Raw genomic sequence first — 11,621 nt, 5'->3', positions numbered from 1 at the left:
AAGATGGACGAGAAGCGGGTCGAGGGTTACCGCAATTTCGCGACCAAGCTGTGGAACGCGGCGCGCTTCTGCCAGGCCAACGGGATCGGCGGCACCAGGGATTTGGCCGCGCCCAAGGCCACCAGCGCGGTCAACCGCTGGATCGTGGGCGAAGTGGTCGAATGCCAGGCCGCGATCGATAAGGCGATGGCCGAATTGCGCTTCGATGCCGCCGCCAACGCAATCTACCACTTCGTCTGGGACACTTTCTGCGACTGGTATCTCGAGCTGATCAAGCCAATCCTTGCCCCCTCCCCTTCAGGGGAGGGGGTCGGGGGAGGGGCATTGCAAGCCGGGACTCCCCCCTCCCCAACCCTCCCCGCTGAAGGAGGGAAGAAGTTAGCCGAAGAAACCAGGGCGGTCGCCGGCTGGGCGCTCGACCAGATCCTCGTCATGCTCCACCCGTTCATGCCGTTCGTCACCGAGGAATTGTGGTCGAAAATGGCGCACCGGCCCAATTTCCCGCTGATCACCGAGAAGTGGCCCGAGCCGCAGGCCGGGGTGGATGCGGCGGCCAAGGCGGAAGTCGAATGGCTGATCGCGCTGACCAGCGGCATACGCGGGGCCAAGAACGAGCTGGGCATCGCACCGGGAGCCAAGCTCGATGCCTATTGCGAAGCACCCAGCGAGCTCGCCCGGTCGGTGATTGCCGCAAATGGCTCAGCGATTGAACGCCTGGCCAGGCTCAATGGCATATCGCTCTCCGCGGCGCCCGCTGGCGCGGCCATGCAGATCGGCGTCGCGGGTGACAGTATCGTGATCCCCCTCGCAGGCATCATCGACATCGCCGCCGAAAAGGCCCGCCTGACCAAGGCGCTCGAAGCCTCGCAGAAGGAAGCCAAATCGCTCGAAGGGCGGCTCAACAACCCCGCCTTCGTCGAGAAGGCCAAGCCCGAAGCGGTCGAAAAGGCCCGCGCCGACCATGCCCACCATGCCGCCGAGGTCGAGCGGCTGTCGGCGGCGCTGGAACGGCTGGGGTGAGCGAGGAGCAGTCCGGCCCCTCCCCCTCGATGGGGGAGGGTTACGCAGGCTTGCGAGCTTGCTCGCTAGCCGGAATTGGGTGGGGGTGCGCGCGCCTCATGGCGCGTCGCCTAGGGCACCATCACCCCCATCCAACTGCGCCCAGGCGCTTGCAGCGCCAAGGCTTCGTATCCTTCCCCCATCGAGGGGGAAGGGGTTTGCGTTCATGCCCCTGATCCTCGCCACCGATGCCCCCGGCGGCGACGCGGAAATCTTCGCATCGATCCAGGGCGAAGGGCCGAGCATGGGCAAGCCCTGCGCCTTTGTCCGCCTGTCGCGCTGCAACCTCGCCTGCCACTGGTGCGACACCGCCTATACCTGGCGCTTTACCGGCGACAATCGGCCGCATCGCGACGATATCGCCTATGACCGCCAGGCCAACCAGGTCACGCTCGAGGAGGCCGATGTCGCCGGACGGATCGCCGCGCTGGGCAAGGAGCGCCTCGTCGTCACTGGCGGGGAGCCGCTGCTGCAGGCGGCGGCGCTCGCCGTGATGCTTGAAATCCTTGTGAGCTCCCGCGTAGGCGGGAGCCTCGCCGAAACGGGTCCCCGCCTTCGCGGGGACTCACTCGCAGTCGAGATCGAAACCAATGGCACAGTCGCGCCGACCGCCAGGCTCGACGCATTGGTGAGCCAGTACAATGTCAGCCCCAAGCTCGCGCATAGCGGCAATCCGGCGGAGCTGGCCCTGATCCCCGAGCGGTTGGAAGCCTGGACCGCGCATCCGCGCGCGTGGTTCAAATTCGTTGTCGCCCGGCCGGAAGACATCGAGGAGGTGCTCGACCTGAAGGACCGCTACTGCATTCCTTCGAGCCGGATCATGCTGATGGCCGAAGGGACCGACGCCGAAACCCTGGCCCAACGCGAAACCTGGCTCGCGGGACTGTGCCTTACCCACAATTTGACTTTGTCCAAACGCTTGCACATCGAATTGTTTGGCGACACTAGAGGCACATGACCTCGCCCCCGGCCGCCGGCGGCCAGAAAGGCTCCGGGCCGCCGCGCATGCTGGGCGACCTGACCGAAGGGCCGATCTTCCGCACCCTGCTGATTTTCAGCATCCCGACGCTCTTGTCGAACATCCTGCAGAGCCTCAACGGCACGGTCAATTCGATCTGGGTCGGCCAGCTGATCGGCGAGGAAGCGCTCGCCGCCACCGCCAACGCCAATATCATCATGTTCCTGATGTTCAGCGCCGGGTTCGGGCTCGGCATGGCCGCCACGGTCCAGATCGGCCAGCGCTTCGGCGCCCGCAATATCGACGGCGCGCGGCGCACGCTGGGCACGGCGATCGGCTTCTGCTTCCTGCTGACGCTGGCGATCTCCGCCGCCGGCTGGCTGCTTTCCCCGGGCCTGCTGCGGGTGCTGGCGACGCCGGGCGAATCCTACCAGCTGGCGCTCGATTACCTGCGGATGATCTTCATCGCCATGCCGCTGCTGATCGTGTCGATCATCCTCACCATGGGGCTGCGCGGCGCGGGCGATGCGCGCACCCCGCTGATCTTCATGATCGTGGCGGTGGCGCTCGATGTCGGGCTCAATCCGTTCTTTATCGCCGGGATCGGCCCCTTCCCCGAACTCGGGATCATCGGCTCGGGCGTGGCGATGATCATCGCCAATTTGGTGAGCTTTGCCGGCATGCTGTTCTACGTCTATTCGAAGGACCTGCCCTTGCGGCTGCGCGGTCCGGAATTCGCCTATCTCAAACCGTCGGCGAACGAGCTCAGATATATCCTGACCAAGGGCCTGCCGATGGGCGCGCAGATGCTGGTGATGAGCGCCGCCGGGATCATCGTGATCGGCCTCGTTAATCGCGAAGGCGTGATGATGACCGCCGCCTATGGCGCGGCGATGCAGGTGTTCACCTATATCCAGATGCCGGCGATGGCGATCGGCGCGGCGGTGAGCGCGATGGCCGCGCAATATATCGGCGCGCGCAAATGGCATGCGCTCGACGAACTCACCCGCGCCGGGATGATCGTCAATTTCCTGCTCACCGGGGCGCTGACCGTCCTGATCCTGCTGTTCGACGAGCCGGTCTTCATGCTGTTCTTCGATCGCGGGAGCCCGGCGATTCCGCTCGCCGTGCATATCCAGCTGCTTGCTGCGTGGAACTTCGTGTTCTTCGGGGTGACGATGGTGATGAGCGGCACGATGCGCGCCGGGGGGGCGGTGTGGATCCCGCTGATGATCCTCGTCGTCACCCTGTTCCCGGTGCGGCTCGGCTTCTATTTCCTGACCTATGGCGAGCTCGGCGCGGATGCGATCTGGCTGAGCTTCCCGGTCTCGGCCTTCGCCTCGCTCGGCCTCGCCTGGTGGTTCTATTACCACTACAACTGGCGCGAGCGGGCGATGGCCGAAGCGGCGGAGGAGGCGGCCGAACAGGTCCAGGCGGACGCCGAACCCGCCGGCCGGATAAATCCCTCTCTATGAGTTTGGGCTACTTGTCCTGCGCCCTATTTTCCTTGTGAACGCCAGCGCTGGACGATCCGGTAGACCGCTTCTTCCTCGCCGCCGCCCTGGCGCCAAAGATCGACGAAGCTCGGGTCTTCCGAAGCCGGACGCTTGGCCTCTTCGAGATTGTCGAACGAGACGCGCATCGGGATCGATACGCCTTCGCCCGAGACGATGCATTCGCGGTTGCGCAGCGCCGGGATCGAATCGAGGAAGCCGCGCGCGCCTTCGGGCATCGCCGCCTTCACGAAGGCCTGGTCGCGCTCGTTGTTCAAGCGCATCGAGATCAGGGTGCCGCATTGCGACAGCACGCCTTCGGCAAGGTCGGACGGGCGCTGGGTGATGAGGCCCAGCGAGATGCCGTATTTACGGCCTTCCTTGGCGATCCGGGAGAGGATCTTGCCGACCGAGGAGCCGTCGGCGTTCTTTTCGTTCGGGACGTAACGGTGCGCCTCTTCGCAAACCAGCAGGATCGGCGAGGTCTTTTCCTCGCGGCCCCAGATCGCGAAGTCGAACACCAGCCGGCTGAGCACCGCGACCACGGTCGAGGTGATGTCCGAGGGAACGCCCGAGACGTCGATGATCGAGATCGGCTTGCCGCCGGTCGGCATGCGGAAGATCTTCGAGATGAAGTCGGCCATGGTATCGCCGACCAGCATGCCGGAGAACATGAACTGGTAGCGCGGATCGGCCTTCAATTCGTCGATCTTGGACTTGACCCGCATATAAGGCGCCGACGAGGTCGCCTTGTCGAGCTTGCCCATCTCGGTCTGGAGGATATTGGTCAGGTCCGAAAGCAGATAGGGGATCGGCGAATCCACCGTGATCTTGCCCATCGTGTCGGCCAGCTTGTTCTTCTGGCGCGAAGCGAGCAGGCATTTGGCGAGAATGTCGGCATCGACCTGCCGGTCGTTGCCGGTCGAGGTCAGGAACACTTCGCAATGTTCCTCGAAGTTCATCAGCCAATACGGCATTTCGAGATTGGTGACGTCGAAGATCAGGCCGGTGTTGCGGAACGCCGCCGAATATTCGCCATGCGGATCGATCATCACCACATGGCCCTGCGGCGCCGCTTCGCAGATCCGGTGGAGGATCAGCGAGGCGCTGGTCGACTTGCCGGTGCCGGTCGAACCCAACAGCGCGAAATGCTTGCCGAGCATGGCGTCGACATAGATGCCGGCGCGGATGTCGGAAGTCGGATAGACGGTCCCGATCTGGATCGCCGAGCGGCCGTCCGAGGCATAGATCTGCCGCAGATCGGCATTGGTGGCGGGATAGATCAGCGCGCCGGGAATCGGATAGCGGGTGACGCCGCGGCGGAAGCTGTGGATCTTGCCGGTGAGCTTCTCTTCGTCGCCCTCGCCGAGGAAGTCGACATTGGCGAGAATCCCGCCGCCATCGCGGCGATCCTGCTTCTGGTTGCGGACGCTGGCCAGCAGCCAGCCGCCCGCGGCCTTGATCTTGATCTGGCTGCCGACCTGGCCGGCCAGGGCAATCGAGGGATCGGGATCGTCGGCACATTCGGTGATCCGCTGGGTATCGAGGGCGATCATCGAGCCCGAACCGGCGATCTCGAGCACCACGCCGATCGGCTGGCTCGCATTCTCGCTGACCGGAGGCGCTTGCCTTTCAAGCTCCGGCGGAGCTGCCGCTGGCGTTGTCGGTTGGAACTGTCGATTGCCCATTTCAGTCATTGCGATGATACCCCGTTGTCCCGCATTGGGATGCGCCGGGTCATAGGGCGAAGGGGGTTAATATCGCGTCAACCGAACCACTGGCTTCAGACCAGTGCGAACAGGCGCCCGGCGATCCAACCCATCAGCAGCGACAGGGCCACCGCGATCAGCCCGTACCAGAAGGACTGGCTGTCCGCGAAGACCGCAACAAAGCGCTCGAAACCGAGCTTGCGCACTTCGACCCGCGCGATTTCCGACGCAATCACCCGCCCGTCGCGAATGGCAAAGGTTTCTGCGGTATAGCTGCCGGTTTGCACGCTCGACGGCAGCGCAATCCGGGCCTGGTAAAGCACCTGCTCGGTCATCGAGACGCCTGAATCGTCCTGCTGGTAAAGCCCCTGTCGCTGCATCAGGTCGACCAGCCCGTCGCTGAAGCGGCGCTGCTCGGCCGGATCGATCGTACCGATCGGCGAAAGCTGCAACCAGTCGAGTCCGAGTTCGTAAATGGCGGCGGTGCGTTCGTCGACGATCTCGGGGATCGGTCGCGAAGACGCGATGGCGTAGAAGGAGGGGGCCGAGCGGAAATCGCTGCTGTCCGCATTGATCCACATGCCGGCGATCTTTTGCTTTTCGCGCAGGCGGATCGATCTGGTCGGCCCCTTGAGAACCACGACGATGTCGTATTCGCCGCCTGCCCTGGAACCGGCCGGGTCGAGAATCGCACCATAAAGCAGCAGCTCCGTGCCCGTAAAACCCTGGCGCACCTGGATCTCGTGCTGCGAGACTTCGGGCACGAGGATCGGATCGCGCTGGCCGCCCAGCATCACCAGTGCCACTATGGCCATGACTCCGGCAAACAGGCGGCGGGTCATAACGCCTCCACCGTGTAGATTTCGTCGGGCCGCCAGCCCAGCTGCAATGCCATGTAGAACGCGACAATCAGCACGATCCCGGCCAGGGCAAGCCGGAGATATTCGGGCTTGGCGGTCTGGGTGATCTTGGCGCCGATCTGCGCGCCCGAAACCGATCCCAAGAGCAGGAGCATCATCAGCACGACATCGACCGCCTTGGTCGAAAGCGAATGCATCATGGTCGAAGCCATGGTGACGAACAGGATCTGGAACAGCGAAGTACCGACCACGACATTGGCGCTCATGCCGAGAATGTAGAGCATCGCCGGGATCAGGATGAATCCCCCGCCCACACCCATCAGCATGGTGAGAATCCCCACGACGATGCCGAGGATCATCGGGGCGAGCGGGGAAATGTAGAGGCCCGAGCGATAGAACCGCCAGCGCAGGGGCAAATTCGCAACCAGCGGATGATGGCGCCGCTTCCTTGCCAGCGGCGCCACGCCGGACTTCATCGCCTGCATCGCTTCGAGGCTTTCCTTGGCCATCAGCCCGCCGATCGTGCCGAGCAGGACCACATAAAGGACGCCGATCACGGTATCGATCTGGCCGAGCGACTGGAACAGGCGGAACAGCAGGGCACCGATGGCGGTACCGATCACGCCGCCGGCCACCATCACCGAACCCATCCGGTAGTCGACCCCGCCGCGCTTGGTATAGGCCAGCACACCGGAAACGCTTGCTCCGGTGACCTGGCTCGCCGCCGAGGCCGCCGCGACCGTCGGCGGGACGCCGTAAAAGATCAGCAAGGGCGTGGTGAGAAAGCCGCCGCCGACGCCGAACACTCCCGAAAGGATGCCGGTCAGCGCGCCAAGGGCGACGATGACCAGCCCGTTGACCGCCAGATTGGCAATTGGGAGGTAGACATCCATCGCAACGGATTAGACCGTTGTTGCGGCGGATTGAAGGCGAAAGCGCTTGGAGCGATTTCGAGCCGGATGGAATCATCTGGCGACTTGGAAATCGCGGCAGGACAGGATCCCGACGCGTCGGCCTTGATGCAATCAAGGTCGATAATGCCCTAGAATCCGGCTGAAATCGTGAGTGCCGGGCCGCTTTGCGGTTCTGCCTCGCCCGCAACCCGCAAGCGCCAGTCGAGCGAAACGCGCGACGGCGTCCCGCCAATCTCGAGCCGCAGCGTCGCACTGGGCCCGACATCGAGCCGGGTCGCGCCCTCCTGCGCGCCGCCCCAGACCCCGCCACCGGCGTGCAGTTCGGCATCGCCGAGTTCGACCAGCTTGCGTTCGGCCCTTGCCTGACCGTCGACGAAGGCAGTCTCGAAATCGCCGCCGACATAGCCTGCCTGGAAATAGGCTTCGCCCGTGAACCCCGCGGCCAGATCGAAGGGCGGCAATTCAGTGACGGCAAAGGCCGCGGGACGGAAAGACGAATTCCCGTCTACGCGGGTGAGCCGCAATTCGGCTGCCGCGATGACGGGCAGGCCGGGGACGGGCCGGGCGGCGAGGCCGAGCGCAGCCTCGGTTTCCCGGGCACCGGCCAGTGCCTGGGTAGCGCGGTAATAGGCGACCGGCCGGTGCCCGCTTGTGGGCGCGAGCCGGTAGCGCACGACCATCCCGGCCTGGCTCTGGCCGTAGGACCCGCGCCCCGAAGTGACCGGGGTGGTCGTATCCTCGCGCAGCAGCAGCCAGGCGTCGGCCGACCAGCGATCGGTCGCCGTCCTGCCGGTGGTGGCGAGGAGCGGGGTGAAGGGGGCGGCCGCGGGTTCGCGATCAGGCGGGGGCGTGAGCGCAGCTGCGGTCGCTCGCCGATCCGGCTCGACCGGCAGGGAAAGCGGAGTCGCTACAGGCGGTTCGGACACCGTAAAGGGCGCGACAGCCCAGTTGCCTTGGACCTCTGGCACCCGAGGTTGCAGGACGGCCGACCCGACTTGCCAAGGCGCTCCCGGCTGCGCCGGCTCGGTCGTCCGCGGCGCTGGCGGCAGCTCGACCGAGGCAACCCTCTTGAACGGATGGACGAACGGCGCGCCGGTGAAGGGCGTCTGCCACAGCAGCATGCGGGCAATCACCCACGCGCCCAGCAGGAACACCAGCACCAGCAGTGGCTGGCCGCGATAGGCGGCCATGCGGTTCATGAAGCTGCCCCGGTCGCCATCGCCGCCGGATGGGCATGGTGCGGCGTCTTGTCCCAGCGCGGCAACGCGCCCCCGAGGGTCCCGGCATAGGCAATCAGGGCCCGCCTGCCCGCCATGATCGCAATAATGTTCGCGACCGGGATCCGCAGTATCGCGCGCAAGCCTTCTTCCCAGCCATATTCGCGCGCCGAAAAGCTGAACCGCATCGCCGCGCGCCAGACGAAGCTGGCGAGGTTCACGACCAGGAGCCATTCGACCAGCGGGTCGAGTTCCCATGGCCGCCCGAAGCCCGCGAGCCGTGCGGCCCACAGGACCGTCGCGACCAGTAGCAGGAGGTAAGCGGCGGCTAGCACGATCGCGGTCAGCGGTCCGCGCCGGTCGCGCATTCGCATCCACAGCTCGACCGGTCGCGCGCTCCACCCGAGCCGGTCCCAGCCCTGCAGGGCAATGCCGTGAATCCAACGGGTCTTCTGGCGCACGGCAAAGTCGAGCCGTGCCGGGAAGCACGCCCTCGTCGCCACCAGCCGGCCGTCTTCGCCGCGGGCGCGCAGGAAGCGCGCCCTGCCGCCCAGCGCCTTGATCCTGAGGCCAAGTTCGTAATCCTCGGTCAGGCATTCGACCGAAAACGGTCCGCCATCCTCGCGCCGTTCCTGCGCCAGCCGGGCGAGCGCCGCGCGATCGAACGCGCAGCCGACCCCGGCAGCGGGAAGCCCGGCCCCCAGCGCATCGCGGACCACCATCGCCTTGCCATGGGCTTCGGCAAATTCGTCGCCATAATGGCCTGCGATCCAGCGCGATGAGGCTTGCGGCTCGGGCAGGACGGGAAGCTGGGCGAATTCCGCGCCGTCCAGGCCGGCTTCGAGCAGTTTCAGCCCGGCCGGGTCGACCATGTCCTCGGCATCGTGCAGCACGATCATGTGATAGTCTTCGCCGCTCCGCGCCTCGTCCTGTTCCAGCGCGGTGTAGAGCCGGTTGAGGCAATCCGCCTTGGTCGTCGGTCCTGCCCGGTCAAGGATCACCAGCCGCAGACGGGAATCATTGCCGGCCGCCCGGATGACCGCCTCGACGGTTGCGGGATCGTTGCGGTAACATCCCACATAGAGCCGGAGCCGGCGCTGGGGCCACACTTTCAGCGCATGGGCGATGGTGGTGCCGATCACTTCGGCTTCCTGCCAGGCGGGGATGATTACCGCCGCTTTCGCATCGAGTTCCCATTCGCCCAACCGCTTGCGATCGACTGTGCGTGTCTCCACCCTGCCGGTCAGCTTTAACCAGACCCAGGCGAGGTCAACCGCGAATTCGTCAATTGCACCGATCAGGAAAAAGATCCCGGCGAACAGGATCAACTCGTGCTCCGCGAGCGCGAGCCACTCAAGCGCCGTGAATCCTCCCAGGATCATGGGCCGATTTCCCCTCAAATGTCCGGAACACAGGCTAGGCTCTAAATATTTCCTAGGCAATCCTAAGAATCGAATCATAAATTGCAAAATGGATCATGACTTAAGTGGATATATGCAATCCAAATCGGCTATAGCTGCATGGGAATAGGACTATCGATATTATGCAAACCCGCGATTTATAGATCCCTTGTCAAATCTTATCGCTGATCTTGACGAGTCAATTTTAGATTTATCGAACAATTCGCAAAGACTATTGCTTACGCGCTGGCCGAAGGCGGCGACGGACTGGTGTCCACATCCCGAAGGCAGGCGGCGACCGGCCATTGTGCCGCATCCTGCCCGGTCAGTCGCGGGCCGACCCAGGCGGCAACTGCCCGCCGACAAATCCGTGCGATCCTCCGTTTCGCCGATGAATGCTTGAAACTGCGGGCCAATTGCTAAAAGGGTTGGACTGCATGTCGACAGAGCCCTCTTTCCTGAAGTCCGCGGTTCGTCCGTTCCGCGCCCTGTTCGTAAGCGATGCCTTTGAAGGCATCTTGCTGATCTCCGTTGCGGCGCTGGCAATCCTGGCGGCAAATTCGGGCCTGGCGAACGAATATTACGACCTGTTCCACAGGACCCTCGCCTGGACCCCGATCGCCAAGCTCGACAACCTCCATTTGTGGATCAACGACGCACTGATGGCGGTGTTCTTCTTCGTCGTCGGGCTGGAGGTGAAGCGCGAAATCCTCGACGGCAATTTGTCGGACGCCAAGACTCGCCGCCTGCCCGTGCTCGCGGCGATTGCCGGGATGGCCGCCCCGGCGGCCATATACATGCTGATCGCCGGACACGAACCGAGCCTGATCCGTGGCTGGGCGATTCCGGCGGCGACCGACATTGCCTTCGCCATGGGCGTGATCGGCCTGCTCGGCAACCGCGTGCCCAATTCCTTGCGGGTGTTCCTGCTGACTGTGGCAATTGTCGACGATATCGGCGCGGTGATGATCATCGCGCTGTTCTATACCGCCAGCCTTGCCTGGGCCTGGCTGCTCGCCGCGCTGGGCGTGCTCGCGGTCATGATCGCGCTGAACCGCTTTGGCGTGCGTTCGATCATCCCCTTCGTGCTGGCCGCGCTGGCGATGTGGTTCTGTGTCCTCAATTCGGGAATCCATGCGACGATCGCCGGGGTCGTGGCGGCGCTGGCTATCCCGATGCGCCGCCGCGACGGGCACTCCATGCTCGAAAAGATGGAGCACTCGCTGGTCGGCTGGAACGCCTATCTGATCGTCCCGCTGTTCGGCTTCGCCAATGCCGGGGTCGCGCTCGAAGGACTGGGTGTCGAAGCATTGTTCGACCCCCTGACGCTCGCCATCGTGGGCGGGCTGGTGCTCGGCAAGCAAGTTGGCATCTTCAGTATCGTCTATGCCGCCGACAAGCTCGGTATCGCCAAGCGACCGGAAAATTCGACCTGGCCGGAAATCTGGGGCACTTCGGTGCTATGCGGGATCGGCTTCACGATGAGCCTGTTCATCTCCGCCCTGGCGTTCCCCAACACGCCGCTGCTGATCGAGGAGGCCAAGCTCGGAATCCTGGTCGGCTCGGCAATCTCGGCCGCTCTGGGCTATCTTATCCTGCGGTTGAGCACCACGCTCCCGGAACAGCGCGCCGCGCAAGCCTGAGTCGGGCCAGGCAGTTACCAGCTGCCGACATTCTCCATGCTCGCCCACGGTTCCCTTGGCTCGAGATGGCCGTCCTGGAGGAGTTCGATCGAGATTCCGTCCGGCGTCTTGACGAAGGCCATGTGCCCGTCGCGCGGCGGGCGGTTGATCGTCACCCCCGCATCCAGCAACCGCTGGCAGGTCGCATAGATGTCATCGACGCGATAGGCGAGATGGCCGAAATTGCGCCCGCCATCATAGACTTCCGGCTCGCCATCCTCGGGCGGCCAATTATAGGTCAGCTCGATTTCGGCGATGTCTTCCTGTCCGGGCGCGGCAAGGAAGATCAGCGTGAAGCGGCCCTTCTCGCTCTCCATTCGCCTGACTTC

The 11,621-nt window shown here is 64.4% G+C and carries 10 protein-coding genes; 4 read left to right on the top strand and 6 right to left on the bottom strand.

All coding sequences use genetic code 11. The features are described from left to right. The 3 genes from AC16XC_RS11140 to AC16XC_RS11130 all read left to right on the top strand — a co-directional run. Positions 1-1,020 (top strand): class I tRNA ligase family protein (locus AC16XC_RS11140; protein ID WP_484034728.1); only part of this gene is annotated, 1,020 nt, incomplete at its 5' end. 205 nt (positions 1,021-1,225) lie between these two features. Next, complete coding sequence (locus AC16XC_RS11135; protein ID WP_484034727.1) at positions 1,226-2,017, top strand: 7-carboxy-7-deazaguanine synthase QueE; 792 nt, start codon at positions 1,226-1,228, stop codon at positions 2,015-2,017. After that, on the top strand, positions 2,014-3,492 hold the full coding sequence (locus AC16XC_RS11130) for an MATE family efflux transporter (RefSeq protein WP_484034726.1): 1,479 nt from the start codon (positions 2,014-2,016) through the stop codon (positions 3,490-3,492). Before AC16XC_RS11135 ends, AC16XC_RS11130 begins: the two co-directional genes overlap by 4 nt. Before the next feature lie 23 nt (positions 3,493-3,515). Here AC16XC_RS11130 and AC16XC_RS11125 read toward each other — a convergent pair whose 3' ends face one another. From AC16XC_RS11125 to AC16XC_RS11105, 5 genes are all read right to left on the bottom strand, one after another. Next, positions 3,516-5,207 carry an ATP-binding protein gene (locus AC16XC_RS11125; protein WP_484034725.1) on the bottom strand — a complete coding sequence of 564 codons (1,692 nt, stop codon included), beginning with the start codon at positions 5,205-5,207 and terminating at the stop codon, positions 3,516-3,518. Between the two features lie 86 nt (positions 5,208-5,293). Beyond that, positions 5,294-6,061, bottom strand: a complete 768-nt coding sequence (locus AC16XC_RS11120) for a TIGR02186 family protein (RefSeq protein WP_484034724.1) — start codon at positions 6,059-6,061, stop codon at positions 5,294-5,296. Continuing rightward, on the bottom strand, positions 6,058-6,972 hold the full coding sequence (locus tag AC16XC_RS11115; RefSeq protein ID WP_484034723.1) for a sulfite exporter TauE/SafE family protein: 915 nt from the start codon (positions 6,970-6,972) through the stop codon (positions 6,058-6,060). Before AC16XC_RS11115 ends, AC16XC_RS11120 begins: the two co-directional genes overlap by 4 nt. A gap of 149 nt (positions 6,973-7,121) precedes the next feature. Then, entirely contained in the window at positions 7,122-8,192 is a 1,071-nt protein-coding gene (locus AC16XC_RS11110) for a hypothetical protein (protein ID WP_484034722.1), read from the bottom strand. Beyond that, positions 8,189-9,592, bottom strand: a complete 1,404-nt coding sequence (locus AC16XC_RS11105) for a glycosyl transferase family protein (RefSeq protein ID WP_484034721.1) — start codon at positions 9,590-9,592, stop codon at positions 8,189-8,191. Before AC16XC_RS11105 ends, AC16XC_RS11110 begins: the two co-directional genes overlap by 4 nt. 455 nt (positions 9,593-10,047) lie before the next feature. Here AC16XC_RS11105 and nhaA point away from each other — a divergent pair, with 455 nt between their 5' ends. After that, complete coding sequence (gene nhaA, locus AC16XC_RS11100) at positions 10,048-11,253, top strand: Na+/H+ antiporter NhaA (protein WP_484034720.1); 1,206 nt, start codon at positions 10,048-10,050, stop codon at positions 11,251-11,253. Positions 11,254-11,267: 14 nt separating this feature from the next. Here nhaA and AC16XC_RS11095 read toward each other — a convergent pair. Beyond that, positions 11,268-11,621 (bottom strand): VOC family protein (locus AC16XC_RS11095; protein ID WP_484034719.1); only part of this gene is annotated, 354 nt, incomplete at its 5' end.

The sequence above is a fragment of the Candidatus Andeanibacterium sp. genome, from assembly GCF_057143545.1.
Note: the sequence above shows the minus strand (reverse complement) of the source record. Positions and strands in the feature narration are given on the sequence as shown.